19 protein-coding genes, 7 tRNA genes and 1 pseudogene are annotated in these 23,324 nt (G+C 60.2%); 24 read left to right on the top strand and 3 right to left on the bottom strand.

Features of this window, described 5'->3' with window-relative positions; all coding sequences use genetic code 11:
- Positions 1–36: 36 nt before the first annotated feature.
- Both soxY and BMX62_RS04360 read right to left on the bottom strand, forming a co-directional pair.
- On the bottom strand, positions 37–507 hold the full coding sequence (gene soxY, locus BMX62_RS04365; RefSeq protein ID WP_090204821.1) for a thiosulfate oxidation carrier protein SoxY: 471 nt from the start codon (positions 505–507) through the stop codon (positions 37–39).
- A 123-nt stretch (positions 508–630) separates the two neighbouring features.
- Positions 631–2,172 carry a M48 family metalloprotease gene (locus BMX62_RS04360; RefSeq protein WP_202906200.1) on the bottom strand — a complete coding sequence of 514 codons (1,542 nt, stop codon included), beginning with the start codon at positions 2,170–2,172 and terminating at the stop codon, positions 631–633.
- A gap of 186 nt (positions 2,173–2,358) precedes the next feature.
- On the opposite strand from BMX62_RS04360, the gene BMX62_RS04355 reads away from it, so the two are divergent.
- From BMX62_RS04355 to BMX62_RS04240, 24 genes and pseudogenes are all read left to right on the top strand, one after another.
- Positions 2,359–2,589, top strand: coding sequence for a sulfurtransferase TusA family protein (locus tag BMX62_RS04355; protein WP_090204818.1), 231 nt, complete (start codon positions 2,359–2,361; stop codon positions 2,587–2,589).
- A 79-nt stretch (positions 2,590–2,668) separates the two neighbouring features.
- On the top strand, positions 2,669–3,109 hold the full coding sequence (locus BMX62_RS04350) for a biotin/lipoyl attachment domain-containing protein (protein ID WP_090204815.1): 441 nt from the start codon (positions 2,669–2,671) through the stop codon (positions 3,107–3,109).
- A gap of 33 nt (positions 3,110–3,142) precedes the next feature.
- Positions 3,143–4,192: pseudogene (locus BMX62_RS04345) on the top strand (radical SAM protein); the annotation flags it as partial.
- A 32-nt stretch (positions 4,193–4,224) separates the two neighbouring features.
- Positions 4,225–5,331 (top strand): lipoate--protein ligase family protein, encoded by a 1,107-nt coding sequence (locus tag BMX62_RS04340; RefSeq protein WP_090204811.1) that lies wholly within the window; start codon positions 4,225–4,227, stop codon positions 5,329–5,331.
- Entirely contained in the window at positions 5,318–6,427 is a 1,110-nt protein-coding gene (locus BMX62_RS04335) for a geranylgeranyl reductase family protein (protein WP_090204806.1), read from the top strand. Before BMX62_RS04340 ends, BMX62_RS04335 begins: the two co-directional genes overlap by 14 nt.
- Positions 6,424–7,575, top strand: a complete 1,152-nt coding sequence (locus BMX62_RS04330; RefSeq protein WP_090204802.1) for a radical SAM protein — start codon at positions 6,424–6,426, stop codon at positions 7,573–7,575. The genes BMX62_RS04335 and BMX62_RS04330 overlap by 4 nt, the downstream gene beginning before the upstream one ends.
- Positions 7,576–7,728: 153 nt before the next feature.
- Entirely contained in the window at positions 7,729–9,444 is a 1,716-nt protein-coding gene (locus BMX62_RS04325) for an acetolactate synthase 3 large subunit (RefSeq protein ID WP_090204799.1), read from the top strand.
- A gap of 7 nt (positions 9,445–9,451) precedes the next feature.
- Positions 9,452–9,946, top strand: coding sequence for an acetolactate synthase small subunit (gene ilvN, locus BMX62_RS04320; protein ID WP_090204796.1), 495 nt, complete (start codon positions 9,452–9,454; stop codon positions 9,944–9,946).
- Between the two features lie 59 nt (positions 9,947–10,005).
- Positions 10,006–11,022 (top strand): ketol-acid reductoisomerase, encoded by a 1,017-nt coding sequence (gene ilvC, locus BMX62_RS04315; RefSeq protein WP_090204793.1) that lies wholly within the window; start codon positions 10,006–10,008, stop codon positions 11,020–11,022.
- A 124-nt stretch (positions 11,023–11,146) separates the two neighbouring features.
- Positions 11,147–11,785: a phosphatidylserine decarboxylase gene (locus BMX62_RS04310; RefSeq protein ID WP_090204790.1), complete on the top strand. Its 639-nt coding sequence runs from the start codon at positions 11,147–11,149 to the stop codon at positions 11,783–11,785.
- A complete protein-coding gene (gene pssA, locus BMX62_RS04305; RefSeq protein ID WP_090204787.1) occupies positions 11,785–12,561 on the top strand; it encodes a CDP-diacylglycerol--serine O-phosphatidyltransferase in 777 nt (258 codons plus the stop codon). Before BMX62_RS04310 ends, pssA begins: the two co-directional genes overlap by 1 nt.
- A gap of 73 nt (positions 12,562–12,634) precedes the next feature.
- Positions 12,635–12,711, top strand: a tRNA-Pro gene (locus BMX62_RS04300).
- A 29-nt stretch (positions 12,712–12,740) separates the two neighbouring features.
- Positions 12,741–12,817, top strand: a tRNA-Arg gene (locus BMX62_RS04295).
- Between the two features lie 36 nt (positions 12,818–12,853).
- Positions 12,854–12,929 (top strand) — tRNA-His (locus tag BMX62_RS04290).
- Positions 12,930–13,004: 75 nt separating this feature from the next.
- Positions 13,005–13,080: transfer RNA gene (locus BMX62_RS04285), tRNA-Lys, on the top strand.
- A gap of 118 nt (positions 13,081–13,198) precedes the next feature.
- Positions 13,199–13,283, top strand: a tRNA-Leu gene (locus BMX62_RS04280).
- A 148-nt stretch (positions 13,284–13,431) separates the two neighbouring features.
- The gene (tig, locus tag BMX62_RS04275; protein ID WP_090204784.1) at positions 13,432–14,742 is read left to right on the top strand and encodes a trigger factor; all 1,311 of its coding nucleotides are present in this window, start codon (positions 13,432–13,434) and stop codon (positions 14,740–14,742) included.
- Positions 14,743–14,905: 163 nt separating this feature from the next.
- Entirely contained in the window at positions 14,906–15,565 is a 660-nt protein-coding gene (gene clpP, locus BMX62_RS04270; protein WP_090204781.1) for an ATP-dependent Clp endopeptidase proteolytic subunit ClpP, read from the top strand.
- Between the two features lie 99 nt (positions 15,566–15,664).
- A complete protein-coding gene (gene clpX, locus BMX62_RS04265; RefSeq protein WP_090204778.1) occupies positions 15,665–16,939 on the top strand; it encodes an ATP-dependent Clp protease ATP-binding subunit ClpX in 1,275 nt (424 codons plus the stop codon).
- A 286-nt stretch (positions 16,940–17,225) separates the two neighbouring features.
- On the top strand, positions 17,226–19,667 hold the full coding sequence (gene lon / locus BMX62_RS04260) for an endopeptidase La (RefSeq protein WP_090204775.1): 2,442 nt from the start codon (positions 17,226–17,228) through the stop codon (positions 19,665–19,667).
- A gap of 320 nt (positions 19,668–19,987) precedes the next feature.
- The gene (locus BMX62_RS04255; RefSeq protein WP_090204772.1) at positions 19,988–20,260 is read left to right on the top strand and encodes an HU family DNA-binding protein; all 273 of its coding nucleotides are present in this window, start codon (positions 19,988–19,990) and stop codon (positions 20,258–20,260) included.
- A gap of 12 nt (positions 20,261–20,272) precedes the next feature.
- A tRNA-Val gene (locus BMX62_RS04250) sits at positions 20,273–20,348 on the top strand.
- Between the two features lie 17 nt (positions 20,349–20,365).
- Positions 20,366–20,442, top strand: a tRNA-Asp gene (locus tag BMX62_RS04245).
- Between the two features lie 128 nt (positions 20,443–20,570).
- Positions 20,571–22,457: a SurA N-terminal domain-containing protein gene (locus tag BMX62_RS04240; protein ID WP_090204769.1), complete on the top strand. Its 1,887-nt coding sequence runs from the start codon at positions 20,571–20,573 to the stop codon at positions 22,455–22,457.
- Positions 22,458–22,505: 48 nt separating this feature from the next.
- Here BMX62_RS04240 and BMX62_RS04235 read toward each other — a convergent pair whose 3' ends face one another.
- Positions 22,506–23,294, bottom strand: coding sequence for an enoyl-ACP reductase FabI (locus BMX62_RS04235; RefSeq protein ID WP_090204764.1), 789 nt, complete (start codon positions 23,292–23,294; stop codon positions 22,506–22,508).
- Positions 23,295–23,324 lie beyond the last annotated feature (30 nt).

The raw sequence follows: 23,324 nt of genomic DNA, 5'->3' as shown, positions 1-23,324 counted from the left end.
GGGTTCTCCTGGAAATTCACCGGATATGCTGTGACCCTAGGCGCCGCAGCCACCCAGGGTGACCCGGACCTTCTGGCGGGCGCTGTAGAGTCGGCCATTGGCCTTGACCACGGCGATAATGTCGGAGGTTTCGCCCATCTTGATACGGGTGGCAACAAAGGCCTTGGTGTTTTCCCCCAGTGTGTAGCTGGCCACCAGAGGGAAGGGATTGGCGCCTGTCAGGATGGCAATGTGGGTCACGCCAGGGAGACTGGATGTGACAGTGATGGGGACAACGGCCCCATTTTCAGCAACATCCTGGGTATCAATGGTGATCTGATCGCTGTCTTGTGGGTTGCCCGCACCCAGGGCAGCCCTGATCGCGTCTTCTATGGTGGTGGTCTCAAAGGCGGTTTTGGGCCGATCAGCAAGCGCGATGGCCGGAGTAAGCAGGCCCGTGCCCACGGCTACACCCACGGTGCCAGCCGCCAGGGTGCCCTTGAGAAACACGCGACGCTTGCTGTCCATTCCTATGCCTCTTTAGATAACCAGGAGGAGATCAACGGTGTTGGAGGCCATGGTGCCTCTCCAGGGGGGATAGCCTAGCTAACTAAAAATTTTTTACAAGTACTTTTTGGTTATATCAATCGATTATCGGTGATCCACAAATCTCAGGGCAATGGCCCGCTTGCTCCTGACCCGCTCTTCCACATGCCAGGTCAGGTCCGGAGCCACCAGGGCCATGTCCAGTTGCCTGACGGTTTCACGGTATTGCCCGTGATGAAAATAGTATTCTGCCAGGGTTTCATGGCTGACTGCCTCGCGGCCCAGGCGGGCGGCGGCATCGGCCTTGAGCCGTAGTAATTCCGGAGCCGTGGAGGTTGATGCCGGCCAGCTGTCTACCCGCTGGATGGCCCGGCCATAGTCACCGGCACCGATCAGGGCCTGTACATGGATTTGAGTCACGGGCAGATGTCCGGGATAAAGGTCGTTGAGACGCTCCAGGATCGCCAGGGCAGCTGGATGGTCTGCAGGTCTGGCTGCCATGTGAGCCTCTGCCTTGGCCAGTGACAGGTATAGATCCTCTCCTGTTGCATCGCTGGCCTTGTGCAGTAACTCCAGAGCCTGGCGGGTTTGTCCCCGCTGGATGAGGGCAATGGCATGACCGTAGTATCCGGCCACGTTGCCATTTTCCTTGTCCCGCCGGCTGCGGGTATGGTGATCAATGACCCGGGCTGGTTCGTGCAGGGCCTGAACCCTGGCCCGGATCATCTGGAATGCCTGGGAGTCAGTGCGAAAATCACCAGAATATTGATCTGCACGCAAGCGACTGTCGGTGATCCGACTGCTGGTGACCGGATGGGTGCGCAGGTATTCGGGTACCGATTCTCCAGCGCCACCACTGAGCTGGAGCATGCGCTCAAAGAAGCCAGGCATGGACTGGGGATCGTAATGGGCTGCCGCCAGAATGCTGATACCGATGCGATCCGCCTCCTGTTCATGGGCACGGGTGAAGTTGATGCGTGCCTGGGCGGCGCCGGCCATGCCGCCAATGATGGCTGCCTGTCCGACCTCCGGGGCATGGGCGCTGGCAATGATGCCGGCCAACACTGCCAGCCCGGTGGCCAGATCGATCCGGGTACTGCCTGCATAGGCCCGGGCGATATGGCGCTGGGTGACATGGGCGATTTCGTGGGCGATGACGGCGGCCAGTTCCCCTTCATTGCGGGCAGCATCGATCAATCCGGTATTAATACCAATGATACCGCCGGGCATGGCAAAGGCATTGATCCGTGGGTCATCCACCACCAGAAAAGTGAAGTTGGGGTGGGCATCCGGGGCGCTGGAAACCAGCCGCTGCCCCAGGGCCTCTACATAGCCCAGCAGGATCGGATCGTTGCTCAGAGGCAGGGTGCGACGCACTTCCCGCAGCAGGGTACGGCCCAGTTGCTGTTCCTGGGAAGGGGAAAGCAGGGCGGAGGCGGGGTCTCCGATTTCCGGTAAGTTGATGCCTGCCTCAACGGGAGCGGCCACGGTCAGCAACAGACACAGGGCCAGGGTCAGGACAGTGCGCAGGACGCCAGCCCCCGTAGGGTAATGGTTACCTGTTGGCTGTTGGCCCCAGGGCGCGCCCCCGCCAATTACCCAGAGGGGGCCTGGATGCCGGCGTTCATGGTGGTGGGATGTTTCCATAGTTTGAGCATGGCCTCTGGCAGCATGAATCTCCTGGATCGAGACAGCATCATGTCTGCATGACCGGTGGGACAGCAGGCTCGATCGTTCGTTCGTTATTTGGTGGGGTCACAAGAAGATTGGTATATTCTCACGAGGAATAAAAAACATTCCGATGAATATTTGATACATGAGGAGACAATTGCAATGTCTGATGTTGACCAGGAACTGGATGCCTCCGGGCTGAACTGCCCCTTGCCTATTCTGCGCGCCAAGAAATCCCTGGCCGCCATGGATAGTGGCCAGGTGCTACGCATTATCGCCACCGATCCAGGGTCCATGAAGGACTTTGAGGCTTTCGCCAAGCAGACGGGCAACACGCTGCTGGAACACCGGGAAGAAGGCGGCAAATTTATCTTTCTGATGCGCAAATCCTGATTCCGGGGAGCCGGCCCTGGGACTGGCGCCCGGTTTTCTGCAGCAAATTCCCTCAAATCATCAAATAAAGGAGACCACCATGGGCGCAGTCAAGGGCTGTGATCTGCCGGAAACGCTACTTTACAGCATTGACAACAACGTCTGGGTACGCAGGGAGGCAGATGGCAACGTGACCCTGGGCATGACCGCCTATGCCTGTGCCCTGGCGGGGCCGGTGGAGTCCTACACCCCGAAGAAGGCCGGCAAGGAGGTGAAGAAGGGCAGATCCTGCGCTACCTTGGAATCCGGCAAGTGGGTGGGTCCTGCCAAGACCCCGATCAGCGGCGAGGTGGTGGCCGTCAATGAGGCCGTTTCCGCCAGTCCCGGCCTGATCAATCAGGACCCCTACGGTCAGGGCTGGCTGGTGAAGATCAAGCCCGCCGACTGGGATGCCGATGCCGTCGATCTCAAGACCGGTGCCGATGCCCTGACGGCCTTTCAGGCCAAGATGGATGCGGACGGCTTCAACGGCTGTGCCTGATCGTCGGCGATGGCCGACCCAAGTCCCTTTCCCATGACCGACTGGTACCCGCTGGCTGCCCGGATCGAGGCCCTGGAAGATTTGCCCTTGAATCGTGACCTGGTGCGCTGTTTCCAGGACCGGCATCTGGCCGATGGGTTGGCCCCGGATGCCCGGATCGATTTCTACACCCCCAGCTTCAAGTCCTACCAGACCACCGAGATCAGCCGTTGCGCCAGCCATGCCTGGCCTGCGGTGTCCATCACCGGTGCCCACTGCAAGCTGCAGTGCGATCACTGCAAGGCCAAGTTGCTGGAACCCATGATCCCCGCCCGTTCTCCCGAGGCCCTGTGGGCATTGGTGAACCGACTGGTGGAGGCGGGAGGGCAGGGCATGCTGCTGACCGGCGGCTCCAACCACCGCAACGAGGTGGAGTACGGCCCCTATTACGACACCATTCGCCGCATCAAGGATGCATTTCCCCAATTTCGCATCGCCCTGCACACGGCCCTGGTGGACGAGGATGCCGCCCGCTGCATGGCCGAGTCGGGCATTGATGCCGCCATGATGGATGTGATCGGTGCCCAGGACACCATCACCCAGGTCTACCACCTGCGACGCAGGGTGGAGGATTTCGAGGCCACCCTGGCGCACCTGGTGAAGACCCCCATGAAGGTGGTGCCTCATATCGTCATGGGGCTGCATTACGGACACTTTCTGGGGGAGTGGCATGCCCTGGAGATGCTCCGGCGTCATCCCCCCGATGGGGTGGTGCTGGTGGTGGTGATGCCGTTTCATGCCCATCGAAAACGACCTTTCGAGACGCCGGACCCGGATGCGGTGGGTCGATTTTTCCTGGATGCCCGTCAGGCCCTGCCGGGGACACCGCTGCTGCTGGGGTGTGCCCGTCCCCCGGGCGAGGTGAAGGCCATGATCGACAGTTATGCGGTGATGGCGGGCCTCAACGGGCTGGCCCATCCGGCCGAAGGCACCGTGGAACTGGCGGCCCGCCTGGGATATCGGGTCCGCGTCATCCCCTCCTGCTGTTCCATGGCGGTGGGCGAGCCGATGCTGGAAGATGAACGGGCCGGTCTGAACCTGGAGGCCATCGAGGGCATGCAATGGGAGTGGAAGTGATGTGGGAAAAGACCCATCTCAGAGTCCTGGACACCGGTCTGCGCCGGGCCGCCGAGAACATCGCCCTGAACCGGACCCTGCTGGAATGTCATCAAGCGGGAGACAGTCCCCATACCCTGCGTTTTCTGCGCTTTACGCCCTGCGCCCTGGTGGGGTTCCATCAGAACGTGGAGCAGGCGTTGCGGGTGGATCACTGCCGGGCCGAGGGCATCCACATCCAGCGGCGCATCACCGGCGGTGGTGCCATCTATTTCGATCCGGGTCAGATCGGTTGGGAACTGTACGTGGACCGCCGTTTTCTCGGCACCGCCCACATGGGGGAGATTGCCCGGCGCATCTGCGAGGCCGCGGCGGACGGCATCCGTCGTCTGGGGGTGGATGCCCGCTACCGTCCCCGCAACGACATCGAGGTGGACGGCCGCAAGATCTCCGGCACCGGCGGGGCCTTCGACGGCAACGCCATCATGTATCAGGGCACCCTGCTCATCGACTTCGACGTGGAACGCATGCTCAGGGTGTTGCGCATCCCGGCGGAAAAATGCTCCGACAAGGCCATTGCCTCGGCCCGGGAGCGGGTGACGAACCTGCGGGCGCTGCTGGGGGAGCCGCCGCCCCTGGCGCGGGTCCAGTCCGCCTTGGCCGGCGCCTTTGCCGAGGCTTTTCAGGTGGAGCTGGTGCCGGTGGATGACCTGAACCCACGGGAGCAGCCCCATTTTGCCCAGGCCCTGGCGGAGATCGACAGGGAAGACTGGGTCTACCAGCGTCATCGCCCGGCGGGGGGGATGCCCCTGCTGGAGGCGGTGCATCGCTGTCCGGGCGGCCTTATGCGGGCCGGGGTGATGCTGGACGAGGCCCGGGACATCATCCGTCAGGTCTGGATCACCGGTGACTTCTTTGTGAATCCCCGCCGCATGCTGGTGGATCTGGAGGCGTCCCTCAAGGAGACGCCGGTGGCGGAGCTGGAGGCGAACATTCATCGTTTCTTCGACGCCTACCGGGTGGAGATGCTGATGCTCTCCCGGGAGGACTTCCTGCAGGTCCTGCGCAAGGCCCTGGACTCCCGTGACCCGGCATCCACAAGGGCGCAGACCCATGCCGCCGGTTGATGTGCTGGTGGTGGGGCTGGGGCCCGGTGGCGGCAGCGCCGCCCGGATCGCGGCCCAGGGCGGTGCCCGGGTACTGGCGGTGGACCGTCGGGCCGTGGTGGGGGAGCCGGTGCAATGTGCCGAGTTCATCCCCCTGCCCATGGGGTGTCATGCCCGGGATGGGTCGGTGTACTGCCAGCCCATCACCGGCATGACCACCTATCTGCCCTCGGGCATGGGTCACGACAGTGACTTTCCCGGGATCATGATTCATCGCGGTGCCTTTGACCGGGCCATTGCCCGGCGGGCCGAACAGGCCGGCGCCGGACTCTGGACCGGCGCGACCCTGGTGGGGCTGGACCCGGCGGCGCGGGTGGCCCGGATCCGGCGCGGGAAGGAAACCCATGGCGTCGCTTACCGGGTACTGGTGGCGGCGGATGGCCCCCATTCTCCGGTGGCGGCCCATCTGGGGCTGCCGGCCCTGGCCACGGTACAGACCCGGCAGTACACCGTGCCGCTGCTCAAGGCCCAGCAGAAGACGGACATCTGGCTGTCCGGGGACTATCCCGGGGGGTATGCCTGGCTCTTTCCCAAGGGGACACAAGCCAATCTGGGTCTGGGGGTCCACAAGCGCCTGGCACCGGATCTCAAGGCGCCCCTGGATGCCCTGCATCGGACGCTGGTGCGGGCAGGGCGGGTCGGGCCGGAGATACTGGGTCGTACCGGTGGGGCCATTCCCGTGGGCGGCATGCGGAAGACCCTGGTCCATGGGGCGGTGCTGTTCGTGGGCGATGCGGCGGGCCTGACCCATCCGATCACCGGCAGCGGCATCGCCCCGGCGGTGATCTCCGGCGAGCGGGCCGGGGCGGCGGCGCTGGCCTGCCTGCGGGGCGAGGACGGGGCCCTGGCCGAGTATGACGAGGAGATCCGCGACCTCTATCAGCCCGGCCTGGACCGGGCCGTGATCCGGCGGCGGGAACTGATCGCCGCCTGGCGGGCATCGGCACTGGATCAGGACGCCCCCCACCGTCGTGGCTGGATTGCTTTTGCGGAATATTGGCAGGGCGCGAATCAGGAACACACACCCACAGCCTCCGAGGAGTGGACACTTCCATGAGTTCTCTGGCCCATGTCCGGGGCATCCCGGCGCATTGCTATCGTCCTGATCCGTCCATCAGCACCCCCAGGATGCGTTCCCCGGAATACGTGCAGATGTCCACCGCTGCCGCCATCACCCTGGGGCTGGTCAAGGGCTGGATGCACCGCACCGACTGCACCCATTGTCTCAATCTGTTGGTGACCTATCCAGAAGGCTGCCGGGCCAATTGCAGTTATTGCGGCCTTGCCCGGCATCGGGAGGCCTCCCGCGACTATGCCGACCGCAACTTCATTCGGGTTAACTGGCCCACGGCCCGTTACGATGACGTGATCGAGCGCATCTGCAGCGGCGCCGATCAGGGACGCTTTCAACGCATGTGCATCTCCATGATCACCCACCCGAATTCGGACAAGGACACCGGGATTTTGCTGGAAAAATGGGTCAAGGCGGTGCCCCACATCCCGGTCTCCATCCTGTCCAATCCCACCACCATGGACCGTGCCGATCTGGTGCGGTTGCGGGACATGGGTGCCCAGATCTTCACCGTGGCCCTGGATGCCGTTACCCCAAAAATCTTCGAGCGTACCCGGGGCGCTACAGTGGACAGTCCCCATCGCTGGGATACCTACTGGCGGGCCCTGGACTGGGCCGCCGAGATCTACGGCCCGGAGCGTTTCGGTGCCCATCTCATCTGCGGCATGGGGGAGACGGAGCAGGAGATGCTGGAAGTCTGCCAGCGCATCCGTGACATGGGCGGGCACAATCATCTGTTTGCCTTCTTCCCGGAACGGGGTTCCCTGATGGAGGACTGGTCGCCGGTGCCCAGGGACCAGTGGCGGCGGGTGCAACTGGCCCGTTTCCTGATCGACCATCGCGGGATGCGGGTGCAGGACATGGGCTTCAACGAGCAGGGGCAAGTGACCGATTTCGGCCTGGATCGGCAGACACTGGAGGCCCTGATAATGTCCGGTCGCCCCTTTCAGACCTCCGGTTGCCCTGGGCATTCCGACGACGAGATCTCCCCCTGCAATCGTCCCTACGGGGATTCAACGCCCACGGACATCATGTCCTTCCCGTTTGCCCTGTCGGATCGGGATGTGGCATTCGTGCGCCGCCAGATGGCCGGCGAGGACATCGGCACCTTCGACCACGACGGCGAGCCGTGAGGGCAGGGGACTGAAAATTAGGGGGGCAAATTATCCAAATGATGAAATTCATGCGCCGACATATTATGATCGAGCCTTTTCCCCTTCGCGTTGCCGGCACGGCCCTTGAGGACGGCGCCAGCGCGAAGTCAGCCCAGAGCAGGCAAGCTTCTTATGCAGCAGGAGACCAAGACCGTGGAATTGACCGGTGCCGAGATTTTCGTCCGCTGTCTGCAGGAGGAAGGTGTTGACCTGATATTCGGATACCCTGGCGGCTCCGTACTTCACATCTACGACGCCCTGTACCGACAGGACAAGGTCACCCATATCCTCGTGCGACATGAACAGGGGGCAGTACATGCCGCCGAAGGTTTCGCCAAGTCCACCGGCAAGCCCGGTGTGGTCCTGGTGACGTCCGGTCCCGGCGCTACCAACGCCGTCACCGGCATTGCCGATGCCTATATGGATTCCGTGCCCATGGTGGTCTTCACCGGCCAGGTGCCCACCAGTCTGATCGGTAACGATGCCTTCCAGGAAGTGGATACCGTGGGTATCACCCGGCCTTGCGTGAAGCACAATTTCCTGGTGAAGGATGTCAAGGATCTGGCCACTACCATCAAAAAGGCGTTTTATGTGGCCACCACCGGCCGCCCCGGTCCCGTGGTGGTGGACATCCCCAAGGACATCACCGCCGCCCGTTGCCAGTTCAGCTATCCCAAGAGCATCAAGATGCGCTCCTACAACCCCACGGTGAAGGGGCACTCTGGGCAGATCCGCAAGGCGGTGGACCTGATCCTGTCGGCAAAACAGCCCATGCTCTATACCGGCGGCGGCGTGATCCTGGGCAATGCGGCCAAGTCCCTGACCGAACTGACCCGTCTGCTGAACTACCCCATCACCAACACCCTCATGGGTCTGGGTGGCTATCCAGCCTCCGATCGCCAGTTCCTGGGCATGCTGGGCATGCATGGCACCTACGAGGCCAACATGGCCATGCATCATGCCGACGTGCTCATTGCCATCGGCGCCCGCTTTGATGACCGGGTGACCGGCAACATCGAGAAATTCTGCCCCCATGCCCGCATCGTCCATGTGGACGTGGACCCGGCCTCCATTTCCAAGAACGTGAAGGTGGACGTGCCCATCGTGGGACAGGTGGACCCGGTGCTCAAGGCCATGATCAAGGAGATCAAGGCCGGCGAGGCCCGGCCCGATCAGGAGGCCCTGGCCAAGTGGTGGAAGCAGATCGACGACTGGCGGGCCATGGACTGCCTCAAGTACGACAAGACCAGCGAGCTGATCAAGCCCCAGCACGTGCTGGAGACCCTCTGGCGCCTGACCAAGGGCGATGCCTTTGTCTGTTCCGACGTGGGTCAGCACCAGATGTGGACGGCCCAGTTCTACGGCTTTGACAAGCCCAATCGCTGGATCAACTCCGGCGGTCTGGGCACCATGGGCTTTGGTCTGCCGGCGGCCATCGGCACCCAGATCGCCCATCCGGACGAGACCGTGGTCTGTGTCACCGGCGAGGCCAGCATCCAGATGTGCATTCAGGAGCTGTCCACCGCCCTGCAGTACCATCTGCCCATCAAGGTGGTGGCCCTGAACAACCGCTACATGGGCATGGTGCGCCAGTGGCAGGAGTTCTTCTATCAGGGGCGCTATGCCATGTCCTACATGGATGCGCTGCCTGATTTCGTGCAACTGGCCGAAGCCTATGGCCATGTGGGCATGCGCATTGAACAGCCGGGTGACGTGGAAGGCGCCATCCAGGAAGCCCTGAAGATGAAGGATCGCCTGGTGTTCATGGACTTTGTCACCGACCAGAGCGAGAACGTCTATCCCATGGTTCCGGCCGGTGCGGGCCAGAACGAAATGATCCTCCTGTGATGCGACCATGAGACACATAATCTCAATCCTGATGGAAAACGAGTCCGGCGCCCTCTCCCGGGTGGCCGGCCTGTTCTCGGCCCGTGGCTACAATATCGAGTCCCTCACCGTGGCCCCCACCGAGGACCCGACCCTGTCCCGTCTGACCCTGGTGACCCGGGGGTCCGACGAGGTGATCGAGCAGATCACCAAGCAGCTCAACAAGCTGGTGGACGTGGTCAAGTTGCTGGACCTGACCGAACACCGTCACATCGAACGGGAGATGATGATGGTGAAGCTCAAGGTCCAGGATGGTGAACAGCGGGCCGAGGTCGTGCGCATGACCGAGATCTTTCGCGGCCACATCATCGATGTGAGCGCCACCACCTATGTGGTGGAACTGACCGGCGACAGCCCCAAGCTGGATGCCTTCATCGACGCAGTGCGCGATTTCGAGGTGGTCGAAGTGGTACGCTCCGGCGTCATGGGCATTGCCCGTGGCGACGTGGCGCTTAGACTTTGATCCCATTTTTCTTCATCTGAACCTTTTTACTCCTTATCCGTATTTCGGGGATACCTACCATGCAGGTCTATTACGACAAAGACGCCGATCTCTCCATCATCCAGGGGATGAAGGTGGCCATCATCGGCTATGGCTCCCAGGGCCACGCCCACGCCAACAACCTCAAGGACTCCGGCGTTGACGTGACCGTGGGCTTGCGCCCCGGCTCGGCGTCCGCCAGAAAGGCCGAAGATGCCGGTCTCAATGTCAAGAATATTGAAGTGGCGGTGAAGAATGCCGATCTGGTGATGATCCTGGCCCCCGATGAGCACCAGGCTGCCCTTTACCGGGATCTGGTGGAACCCAACCTCAAGGAAGGTGGCGCCCTGGCCTTTGCCCACGGCTTCAATATCCATTTCGAGCAGATTCAGCCCCGCCCCGACCTGGACGTCATCATGGTTGCGCCCAAGGGTCCCGGCCATCTGGTGCGTTCCACCTACAAGCAGGGCGGCGGCGTGCCCAGCCTGATCGCCGTCTACCAGGACGCCAGTGGTCGTGCCCGTGATATCGCCCTGTCCTATGCTTCCGCCAATGGCGGTGGCCGCGCCGGCGTGATCGAGACCACCTTCAAGGACGAGACCGAAACCGACCTGTTCGGCGAGCAGGCGGTGCTCTGCGGTGGCGCCTCCGCCCTGGTTCAGGCCGGTTTTGAAACCCTGGTGGAAGCGGGCTATCCGCCGGAAATGGCCTACTTTGAGTGTCTGCATGAACTCAAGCTGATCGTCGACCTGATGTACGAGGGCGGCATTGCCGACATGCGCTACTCCATCTCCAATACGGCGGAGTACGGCGACATCACCCGCGGCCCCCGCGTGGTCAACGAGCAGACCAAGGAAGAGATGCGCAAGATCCTGCGGGAAATCCAGACCGGTGATTTCGCCCGGGAATTCATTCTGGAAAGCGCTTCCGGCAATGCCAAGCTCAAGGCCAGCCGTCGCATCGCCCGCGAGCATCCCATCGAAGTGGTGGGTTCCCGTCTGCGGGACATGATGCCCTGGATCAAGGCCAACAAGATCGTGGACAAGTCCAGGAACTGATGCCTTCGTGAAGGGGTATCAATGATGTTTGTGTCGGGGGCTGCGCCAGTCGCGGCCCCTGTCGTGTCTGTCATTTAGTCCGGGGGCGACCCTGTCCCGCGGGCCTGTCGTGCGGGATACATCCATGCTTCCCATCGCTCCGGAAGGACGTCCCTATCTGGCGCAGGTCGCCGTCCTGGTGGCCCTGGCCCATTTTCTTTTTGGTATCTGGGCATTGCCCACCTGGCTGTTGCTGATTGCAGCCGTGGTGATGTTTCGTGACATGCCCCGCAAGACTCCGCCCAGTCCCCTGGCTGTGGTCAGTCCGGTGGATGCGGTGGTGACCGAGGTGCAGGAATGTCATGACCCGTTTCTTGACCGCCGAACCACCAAAGTCACCCTGCAGCAGCGCCGCTTTGGTGAATTCAATGTCCACAGCCCGATTGAAGGCAAGTTCCAGCAGTACTGGGCCGGTGGCCAGGGACAGGAAGTGGCGGAGACCGAGGGCCGTTTTGCCATCTGGTTGCAGACCGACGAAAAGGAGGACGTGGTCATGGCCACGGACCGTCGGCGCTGGCCCCATCGGCTGAGCATCCTGACCCATGCCGGCGAGCGGTTGGGGCAGGGCCGGCGCTGCGGGTTTCTGGGGTTCTGGCGCCCGGTGGAACTGTATCTGCCCGACAATGCCAGAGTGGACGTAAAACCCGGTCAGACGGTTCTGGCGGGGGTCAATGTCATTGCCACCTTGCTGCACAAAAAAGAGCCCACGGGAGGCTCGTGGTGATGGCGTTGCCGCCGGAACATCCCAAAGGGCGCAAGGGAATCTATCTTCTGCCCAACCTGTTTACCACTGCGGCGCTGTTTGCCGGATTTTTCGCCATCATGGCGGCCATCAACGGGGACTTCATTGCCGCAGCGGTGTCGGTCTTTATTGCCATGGTGCTCGATGGCGTGGATGGCAGAGTGGCGCGACTGACCAACACCCAGAGTGCCTTCGGGGCCGAGTATGATTCCCTGGCGGACATGGTCTCCTTCGGGGTGGCGCCGGCGGTGGTCATGTATCTGTGGGTGCTCAACGGGCTTGGCCAGTTGGGGCTGGTGGCCGCTTTTTTTTATACCGCCGCTGCTGCCCTGCGTCTGGCCCGTTTCAATACCAGGCTGGGGGTGGCGGACAAGCGTTTTTTCCAGGGTTTGCCCAGTCCCGCCGCTGCCGCCGTCATGATGGGGCTGGTCTGGGTCTGGAACGATCTGGAGTTCTCCGGCGCCGGGATCATGTTGCCTGCCTTATTGGTCACCGTTCTGTGCGGGGCGGCCATGGTGAGTAGTCTCACCTATTTCAGTTTCAAGGACATGGACTTTCGTCATCGGGTGCCCTTTTTCGTGGTCATCGCAGTGGTGCTGGCGGTGATGCTCACCGCCATCGATCCCCCCAAGGTGCTGTGGGTCGGGTTTGTGGTCTATGCCCTGTCTGGTCCGGCCCTGATGCTGTTGCGCTGGCACCGCCGGCGTCAGCAGCGGGCCTTGCCGGAAGGTTCGGAGGAATCATCCTCAAGGGATTGACGATACCTGCAGATCGGCGTACTATTCGCGTCTTCGGCATCGCCTATTGACTGCACGCGATGCTCGGTAGAACCGGGGTATAGCGCAGTCTGGTAGCGCGCCTGCTTTGGGAGCAGGATGTCGGGGGTTCGAATCCCTCTACCCCGACCATATTTGAACCGCTAGGCGGCGCGATTCAAGCGCCTGTAGCTCAACCGGATAGAGCATCGGCCTTCTAAGCCGAGGGTTGCAGGTTCGAGTCCTGCCGGGCGCGCCATTTGGCTGGTCTTGATGTGGTTTATGTCGTTTTATGGTGGCCGTAGCTCAGTTGGTAGAGTCCCGGATTGTGATTCCGGTTGTCGCGGGTTCGAGTCCCGTCGGCCACCCCAATATTTTATGGATAATGGTTTGAGCCTCTCAGGGTGCCTCGTCAGGGTAACTTTCAGACGAAAACGCCTGTGCCTGGGCCGTTAGCTCAATTGGTAGAGCAGTGGACTCTTAATCCATTGGTTGTAGGTTCGATTCCTACACGGCCCACCAATGTGTTCGGATACGCAGGAGGCCCGGCGATTGTCGGGCCTTTTTTCATTGTGGGTTATGAAGCTGGGAACGTGCCTGTATAATGTCCCGCTACGTCCGGTAGTGGCAATGATGTCTGGCGAAAGTGGCGGAACTGGTAGACGCGCTGGATTTAGGTTCCAGTGGGGCAACCCGTGAGAGTTCGAGTCTCTCCTTTCGCACCATGCCCACCCATCGGCAATGGCTGTTCAGCTGCATCCCCGGTCACTCGGTAACCTGCCAAGGGGTTATGTGGTGCCTTTTGGTTGGCTGGCCTTGCCGGGTCCAAGAATTCTGAAATAGACGCGAACGACGCGAAGAGGTTTTCAGTCCATGCAAGTATCAGTGGAGTCCTTGAGCAGCCTGGAACGGCGTATGACGGTTCAGGTGCCTGCCGAGCGGATTCAGGAAGAAGTGAATCGCCGTCTCAAGTCCCTGGTGAAGCGGGTGAAGATTGATGGCTTCCGCCCCGGCAAGGTGCCGCTCAAGGTGGTCCAGCAGCGCTATGGCGATGGTGTCTATCAGGAGGTGCTGGGGGAATTGATGCAGTCTTCCTATCAGGATGCCCTCAACCAGGAAAATCTGGTGCCTGCCGGAATGCCGAATATCGAACCCAAGTCCGTCGAGGCGGGCGAGGCGCTGGAGTATGTGGCCACTTTCGAGGTCTTTCCTCAGGTAGAGCCTGCCGACATGAGTGGTGTGGAAATTTCCCGCCCCCAGGTGGAGATCACTGACGCCGATGTGGATAAAGTCATCGAATCCCTGCAGAAGCAGCGTCGTCAATGGGTCGATATAGAGCGGGAATCCGCCAAGGGCAACCGTGTCGTCATGGATTTCACCGGCACCCTGGACGGCGAGCCCTTTGAGGGTGGTAGTGCCGAGGATGCCAATCTGGAACTGGGGGAAGGCCGCATGATTCCCGGCTTTGAAGAGCAGCTGGAAGGGCTCAAGGCCGGTGACCAGAAAACCATCGCCGTAACCTTCCCGGAAGATTACCCGGCCGAGCATCTGGCGGGGCGTCCTGCTGAGTTTGCCGTGACCATCAAGGCAGTGCAGGAATCTGTATTGCCTGAGATCAATGAGGAATTTGCCAAGGATTTTGGTGTCGAAGAAGGCGGCGTGGACAAGCTGCGTGAAGAAGTACGCAAGAATATGGGCCGGGAACTGGAGCAGGCGATCAAGGCCAAAGTCAAGGAACAGGTCATGGAGGCGCTGTTGGAGCGCAATCCGCTGGATCTGCCCCAGGCGGTGGTGAAGGACGAAATCAACCGTCTGCGGGAGCAGGCGATATCCCGTTTTGGTCGCAGTGCTCAGGGCGTACCGCAACTGGGTGATGACCTGTTTGAAGAGGAAGCCCAGCGTCGGGTGGCTCTGGGGCTGATCATTCGTGAAATCATCCGTCGGGATGCAATCCGTGTGGATCAAAGTCTGATTACCGCAGAGCTGGAAACCATATCTGCCGGTTACGAAGATTCAGAACAGGTGATGAACTACTATCGCGCCAACAAGCAGGCCATGAGCACCCTGGAAGCCATGGTGCTTGAGCAGCAAGTGGTGGATTTTCTGCTGGCCCAGTGCCAGATCAATGACGAGCCCACCAGCTTTGAACGTATCATGAATCCGTCCCAGGACACCCAGGCCTGAGTCAGCGCCCCCGCCTGAAAAGGCGAGGGCCGATGGGTGTGGAGCCCTGGCCGGCGCCTCACGACCCTGTGGTTGAGAGGCCCATGCCGATTCCAGTGGCTGTCATTCTGCAGCCACTATCCCTCCCCGCCCTGAAAGGGTGGGGCTTCTCGCGGAGACACTGATGAGCGATCGTGGGTTTACAGCAGAGGGCAGTGCCCTGAATACCCGGGCATTGAATCTGGTTCCCATGGTGGTCGAGCAGACCGCCAGGGGAGAACGTGCATACGACATCTATTCCCGACTCCTCAAGGAGCGGGTGATTTTCGTTGTGGGTCCGGTGGAGGACTACATGGCGAATGTCATCGTGGCGCAGCTGCTGTTTTTGGAGTCTGAAAATCCCGACAAGGACATCAGCCTCTATATCAACTCTCCCGGTGGCGTGGTCACTGCCGGGTTGGCCATCTACGACACCATGCAGTTCATCAAACCCGATGTGAGCACGCTGTGTATCGGTCAGGCGGCCAGCATGGGTGCCGTGCTGCTGGCTGGTGGGGCTGAAGGCAAGCGCTATTGCCTGCCCCATTCCCGGGTGATGATCCATCAGCCTCTGGGAGGGTTCCAGGGACAGGCGACGGACATCGACATTCACGCCAGGGAAATTCTCAAGGTGCGCGACCAGCTCAACGGCATTCTTTCCAAACACACCGGACAGCCGGTGGAACGCATTGAGCAGGATACCGAGCGCGATCGTTTCCTCAGTGCCGTCGAAGCCCAGGAATACGGCATCATCGATAAGGTGCTGGAGAGTCGGGCGCTGCTTCAGGGCGCTGATTCCCGATAATGCCGAAGCGTGGTTAAACCGCGCCCGGCGGCGGCTTGCATCTTGTCCCGAAAAGGGGCAAGGTGTCACCGAATGGCATGATTTGAGGTAGGTCCGCTCATGAGCGACAAGAAAGGCAAGGATTCAGACAGCGGCAAACTGCTTTACTGTTCCTTCTGTGGCAAAAGCCAGCACGAGGTTCGCAAGCTGATTGCCGGTCCGTCGGTGTTCATCTGCGACGAATGTGTGGAACTATGTAACGACATTATCCGTGAGGAAATGCAGGAGCAAAGCGCCACCTCAGGTAGCAAGCTGCCTCGTCCTCATGAGATCAAACAGATTCTGGATGAATATGTCATTGGCCAGGAGCGGGCCAAAAAAATTCTCTCCGTGGCCGTCTACAACCATTACAAGCGCCTGGAGGCGAGCACCGGCAAGGATGAGGTGGAGTTGGCCAAGAGCAACATTCTGCTCATCGGTCCCACCGGTTCCGGCAAGACCCTGCTGGCGGAGACCCTGGCGCGCCTGCTGAATGTCCCTTTCACCATCGCCGATGCCACCACCCTCACCGAGGCGGGGTATGTGGGCGAGGATGTGGAAAACATCATCCAGAAGCTGCTGCAAAAATGTGATTACGATGTGGAGAAAGCTCAGACGGGCATTGTCTACATCGACGAAATCGACAAGATTTCCCGCAAGTCGGACAACCCCTCCATCACACGGGATGTATCCGGTGAAGGGGTACAGCAGGCCCTGCTCAAGCTGATTGAGGGCACCATCGCCTCAGTCCCGCCCCAGGGTGGGCGCAAACATCCCCAGCAGGAGTTTTTGCAGGTGGATACCCGCAATATTCTCTTCATTGTGGGAGGTGCCTTTGCCGGACTGGAGAAAGTCATCCGCGACCGCACTGAAAAGGGTGGTATCGGTTTTTCGGCTGAAGTCAGAAGCCGTGACGATGCTCAGGCCTCGACCCAGTTGCTGTTTGGTGTAGAGCCGGAGGATTTGATCAAGTTTGGTCTGATTCCCGAGTTTGTGGGTCGTCTGCCCCTGGTGGCTACACTGGAGGAACTGGACGAGGCGGCGTTGGTGCGCATCCTCACCGAACCCAAGAATGCCCTGACCAAACAGTATCGCAAACTGTTTGATATGGAAGGGGTGGAAATTGAGTTTCGGGAGGACGCATTGCGTGCCGTGGCGGGCAAGGCCATGGAACGCAAGACAGGCGCCCGAGGCTTGCGTACCATCCTGGAGCAGGTCTTGCTGGATACCATGTACGAGATTCCATCAGTAGAGGGTGTGTCCAAGGTGGTCATTGATGATGCGGTGATCGAAGGTGATGCCAATCCCTACTTGATCTACGAAAACTCGGATTATCAAAAGGCCGCCTCGGATTGAGGATTGATTGACGGCCACCGGGGGTAGCCCGTCAATGCTTTTGAGGTTGACGGGTTTCTCCGGTAAGACCGTTATTCTGGCGATGTCATCATGCGCTGATCGGCTTTTCCGCTCAGTTTCCCGCATTTTTTTCTTCCCTTGATCCGATTTGCCGCCTTTTTGTCTCCCGGTGTCTTGATTTCCCGGCGAACATACCCATCAAATAGGTCATGGCGGAGTACCGTCGCCGGATGGTGTCCGGTGACAACCCCATCCGTCACCAAATCCTTATCGAGAGACGAACACCATGGATAATGATCAAACCCCCCAGGCAGCTACGGACGACCCGATCCGCACTGTGCCGGTGCTGCCCCTGCGTGATGTGGTGGTCTATCCCCACATGGTCATCCCGCTGTTCGTCGGTCGGGAAAAGTCCATTCGAGCCTTGGACATGGCCATGTCCGGAAACAAGCAGATCCTGCTGGTGGCCCAGAAGAGTGCTGAAGTGGATGAACCTTCGGCAGCAGAGATTCACCGGATAGGCACCCTGTCCTCCATTTTGCAACTGCTCAAATTGCCTGATGGTACCATCAAGGTGCTTGTGGAAGGATCAGAGCGGGCCAGAGTGATCGAACTGGTGGATGCCCCGGAGCATTTCACTGCCCAGATTACCCGGGTGCCCCAGCCCGGTGCAGGGGATGAGCGGGAGATGGAAGTGCTGACACGCTCAGTGCTCAATCTGTTTGATCAGTACGTCAAGCTGAACAAAAAAATTCCACCGGAAATTCTCACCTCTTTGGCAGGTATTGACGATGCAGCCCGGCTGGCAGACACCATTGCCGCCCATATGTCCCTGAAGATTGAGGAAAAACAGAAAATTCTTGAAATCATCGACGTGCGTGCCCGACTAGAGCACCTCATGTCCATGATCGAAGGGGAAATTGATATCCTGCAGATTGAAAAGCGGATCCGTGGTCGGGTGAAGCAGCAGATGGAAAAAAGTCAGCGGGAGTATTATCTCAATGAGCAGATGAAGGCAATCCAGAAAGAATTGGGGGACATGGAAGATGCGCCCAACGAACTGGAGGAATTGCAGCGGCGTATCGACAGCGCAGGTATGCCCAAAGAGGCCAGACAAAAGGCCCAGAACGAACTTAACAAGCTCAAGATGATGTCTCCCATGTCCGCCGAGGCCACCGTGGTGCGCAACTACGTGGAGTGGTTGGCCAACATGCCCTGGAAGAAGCGCAGCAAGGTGCGTAACGACCTGGCGGAGGCCCAGCGGGTACTGGATGAGGACCATTACGGCCTGGAAAAGGTCAAGGAACGGATTCTGGAATACCTGGCGGTGCAGCAGCGGGTCCGCAAGCTCAAAGGACCGATCCTGTGCCTGGTGGGACCACCGGGGGTGGGAAAAACCTCTTTGGGTCGTTCCATTGCCCGGGCCACCAATCGCAAGTTCACCCGCATGTCCCTGGGGGGGGTTCGGGACGAGGCCGAGATCCGGGGGCACCGTCGCACCTATATTGGTGCGCTCCCCGGCAAGATCGTGCAGAACCTGTCCAAGGTCGCGGCGCGTAATCCCCTGTTCCTGCTGGATGAAATCGACAAGATGGCCATGGATTTCCGGGGTGATCCCGCCTCGGCCCTGCTGGAAGTGCTGGACCCGGAACAGAACAGCACTTTTGCAGATCACTACCTGGAAGTGGATTTTGATCTGTCTGATGTCATGTTCGTGGCCACCGCCAACAGCCTGAATATTCCCGGGCCTTTGCTGGATCGTATGGAAGTCATCCGGCTGCCGGGCTACACCGAGGATGAAAAGACCAGTATTGCCCAGAACTATCTGTTACCCAAACAGATGAAAAACAATGGCCTCAAGGAAGGTGAACTGGTGGTGACCGAGGCCAGCATCCGGGACGTGATCCGTTTTTATACCCGTGAGGCGGGGGTGCGTAACCTGGAGCGGGAAATTTCCAAGATTTGTCGTAAGGTGGTCAAGGAGCATCTACTCAAGGGGACCGAGCGCAAAACCCAGGTGACCCCGAAGAATCTTGATAAATATCTGGGGGTACGACGTTTCCGCTATGGTCTGGCAGAAGAACATGATCAGGTGGGGCAGGTGACCGGCCTGGCCTGGACCGAGGTGGGCGGCGAGTTACTGACCATTGAATCTGCAGTGGTGCCCGGTAAGGGCAAGTGTTTGCATACTGGCAAGCTGGGCAACGTGATGCAGGAGTCCATCCAGGCGGCCATGACCGTGGTGCGCAGTCGTTGCCGCACTTTGGGCATCAGCGAAGATTTTCACGAAAAGAAGGATATTCACATCCATGTCCCGGAAGGGGCGACCCCCAAGGATGGCCCCAGCGCCGGTATCGGTATGTGTACGGCCATTGTCTCGGCATTGACGGACATTCCGGTGCGATCCGATGTGGCCATGACCGGCGAGATCACCCTGAGAGGTGAGGTTCTGCCCATTGGCGGCCTCAAGGAGAAGCTGCTGGCGGCCCATCGGGGAGGGATTGAGACCGTCATCATTCCCCAGGAAAACGAGAAGGATCTGGTGGATATCCCCAAAAATATCAAAAGCAAGCTGGATATCCGGGTGGTACGCTGGATTGATGAAGTCCTGGCCATCGCCCTTAAGGAACATCCATCGCCAGAGGCCGGTGATTGTTCACCGGAAAAGGCAAAAGTGGTCTCCAAGAGAGGCAAGGATACCACCCGGCGGGGAGTACCCCATCACTGATGCCCGACCCAAAAGGTCATATGCCAGCAATGGTGCCCGGTGGGGGATGTGGATTTTTTTCCCCTGCCGGGGTGGGTGGATCTTCCCGCCCCCGAACCGGGGCGCCCTGTCGGCGAGGGGCCGTGTTGACAGGCCCGAAATCGGCTTGGTATAAAGTCCGCGTTCTTGTCGGGACGTCCATAACCATACCCAGAATCTTCATTGCCCGAGCCCGGCGCCGACCACTGTCGTCAGGCGCGCCAGTTTGTATTTTTCCTCGGCTCGCGCACTCCGCTCACTATCCTGTCCACCTAATCTGCCCAAGCGAAGGTAAAACTGTAATGAATAAATCCGAATTGATCGAGGCCGTAGCCCATTCCGCCGATCTTCCCAAGGCAGCAGCGGCCCGTGCAGTGGATGCCATGATTGATGCGGTTACCGCAAGCCTCCGCAAAGGGGATCAGGTGACGATCGTCGGCTTTGGTACCTTCCTGGTGCGCAAGCGTGAAGCCCGCAGTGGCCGCAATCCCCGTACCGGCGAGACCATCAAGATCGCCGCTTCCAATGTTCCCAGTTTTAAGGCTGGTAAAGCCCTCAAGGATGCTGTAAACTAGCCTGCTTTAGATGGGTGCTTAGCTCAGCTGGTAGAGCGTCGCCCTTACAAGGCGAATGTCGGGGGTTCGATCCCCTCAGCACCCACCAATATTTCAGCAGTTTCTGGAGCGGTAGTTCAGTTGGTTAGAATACCGGCCTGTCACGCCGGGGGTCGCGGGTTCGAGTCCCGTCCGCTCCGCCATGTGTTGTATGTATTAAAAAGGGTGTCCCAGGGCGCCCTTTTTTATTGTCCTATCTTTTGCCTGTCCCCCCCGCTGATCCGGTATCATGTCGCCCATTGTCCCAATGGCAGATGGATAGTGTTTTCCCATGCTCCTGAAAATTCGTGATAAAGCCAGCGGCTGGCTGGCCTATGCGATCATCATCATGATCGCCATTCCCTTCGCCCTTTGGGGTGTCCATGAATATTTTGGCGGTGGCACCCGATTGGTGGCCGCAGAAGTCAACGGTGTGGAAATCACCACCCGCACACTTCAGCGGGAAGTGCAGCAACAGCGGCAGCAATTGGCCCAGTTCTTCGGTGGCCGGTTGCCACCAGAACTGGTGGACGATGAGCGCCTGCGGGAAAATGCCCTGCAGACCCTGATTCGCCGGGAACTGCTGCGACAGGCGGTAGAGGATCAGGGATTTCGGATCAGCCCCCAGGCGGTGGCACGGGAACTGGCCGGTTTTGAGGTATTTCAGCGGGATGGTGTCTTTGATCCGGTTCGATATACCCAGCTCCTGGAAGCCCAGCGTATCAGTCGGGGTGCCTTTGAACAGGACGTGGCCACGGGCCTGTTGATGGAACAGTTCGAAGGCGGGATCCGGGTTTCGGCCTTCGTGACCCAACATGAAGTGGATGAATATCTCCGGCTGCGTGATCAGGAGCGGGAGTTGAGTTATTTCATCATCCCGGCGGCGGAATATGCCGCGGGCGTGGCCATCAGCGATGAGGCGATCGAGGCCTATCACGCTGCCCACGGTGAGCGTTTCCGTACCCCGGAGCGGGTGCGTCTGGAGTATCTGCTGCTGGATCTGGAGCAGCTGGAGTCCCGTCTCACCCTCACAGAGACAGAATTGCGGCGCTATTACCAGCAGCAGATTGATCGTTTCACCACCCCGGAAGCCCGCCGGGCTGCCCATATCCTGGTCCGGCTTGATGCGGATGCCGATGGGGATGCTGTGGCGGATGCCCGCGCCCATGCCCAGGCTCTGCGGGCCAGGGTGACGGATGGCGAGCCATTTGCCCAGGTGGCAGAAGAAGCCTCCGAGGATCGTTTGACCGCAGCTCGGGGTGGGGATCTGGGCTATGTCCAGCGAGGCGATTTGGGGCCAGCCCTGGACGGGGTGCTGTTCACCTTGTCTGCGGGGGATCTGAGTCAGCCGGTGCGCACCAGTGAAGGCTTCCATCTGATGATGCTCAAGGATATTGAGCGGGCCCAGGCTGAACCCTTTGAACATGTGCGCGATCAAGTGGCCGATGAGTTGCGGGCACGGCAGGTGGAGTCCCGTCAGATTGAACTGATGGAACGTCTGCTGACTGAAAGCTATGAACATCCTGGCAGTCTGGAGGCGGCCGCTGATGCCACAGGTCTTGAGATTCGCCGTTCCGACTGGATCACCCGCAACCAGGGGCCGGGACTGGGCAGCTTTGCTGCGGTGCGTCAGGCCGCCTTTAGTCAGGATGTGCTCCAGGAAGGGCGCAACAGTGACCTGATCGATTTGCCTGATGGCCGTTCCGCCGTGGTGCGGGTACTGGACCATGAGCCAGCGGCCCCCAGGCCCCTGGCGGAGGTAAAAGACGATATTCGGGCATTGATCCGGCGGGAACAGTCTGGCCGTCTGGCCCTTGAGGCGGGTGAGGCAGCACTGAAAACCTTGCAGGATGGTACGGCATTGGCAACGGCAGTGGCGGATTTGCCCGGCCGTCTGGAGCAACGGCGTACCATCACCCGGGAGACTGCCGAAGTGCCTGTGGCAGTCATCACTGCCGCTTTTGGCCTGTCAGCGTCGGGCCTGAAAGGGGTGGCTTTGGAGAACGGAGACTATGCCCTGGTCAAGCTGCATCAGGTCAGGGATGTGGAACCTGATTCCAGGGAACTGGCCCGGGCCAGGGCCCATCTGGAAGGACTCCACGGGGCGATGGAATTTGAGGCCATGCTCAATGCCATGGAGGCGGCGGCCAAGATCAAGATTCACCGCAACAATCTCTAACCTCTGATCCCCGTTCGCTGGAGGGTCCGGCGAACGGGGTCAGCTGGATTACACTTCTGCCGGCCCCAGGCCCAGGGTGCTGTAGCCGGAGTCCACATAAGTGATTTCTCCAGTGATGCCGGAGGCCAGGTCCGAGCACAGGAAAGCGGCAGCATTACCCACCTGTTCGATGGTCACGTTGCGGCGTAGCGGTGCATTTTTCTCTACATGGTCGAGAATCTTGCGGAAATCGCCGATGCCGGCGGCGGCCAGGGTGCGGATGGGGCCAGCGGAGATGCCGTTGACCCGGATGCCTTCCGGCCCCAGGGTGTAGGCCAGAAAGCGTACATTGGCCTCCAGGCTGGCTTTGGCCAGACCCATCATGTTGTAGTTGGGCATGGCGCGCACAGCGCCCAGGTAGGACAGGGTGAGAATGGCTCCTTCCCGACCCTGCATCATGGGTCGTGCGGCCTTGGCCAGGGCAGACAGGCTATAGCTGCTGATGTCATGGGCCACGCGGAAGGCTTCCCGGGACATGCCCTCCAGAAAATCCCCTTCCAGGGCTTCCTTGGGGGCAAAGGCCACCGAGTGGACCAGGCCGTCCAGACCGTCCCAGTGCTTGCCCAGGGCGTCGAACAGACTGGTGATCTCTTCGTCGCTGGATACATCGCAGGGCAGTACGATGCTGGCATTGAATTCTGCCGCCATCTTTTCCACCCGGTCTTTGAGGCGGTCGTTCTGGTAGCTCAAGGCGAGTTCGGCACCTTCCCGGGCCATGGCCTTGGCGATACCGTAGGCGATGGAGCGGTTGCTGGCGAGGCCGACGATCAGTACGCGCTTGCCTGTCATAAAGCCCATGAGGTTGTCTCCTGATTGATGTTGTGATCG

It is taken from the genome of Ectothiorhodospira magna, assembly GCF_900110965.1.
Lineage (GTDB): Bacteria > Pseudomonadota > Gammaproteobacteria > Ectothiorhodospirales > Ectothiorhodospiraceae > Ectothiorhodospira > Ectothiorhodospira magna.
This window is presented reverse-complemented; position numbering and strand designations above follow the sequence as displayed.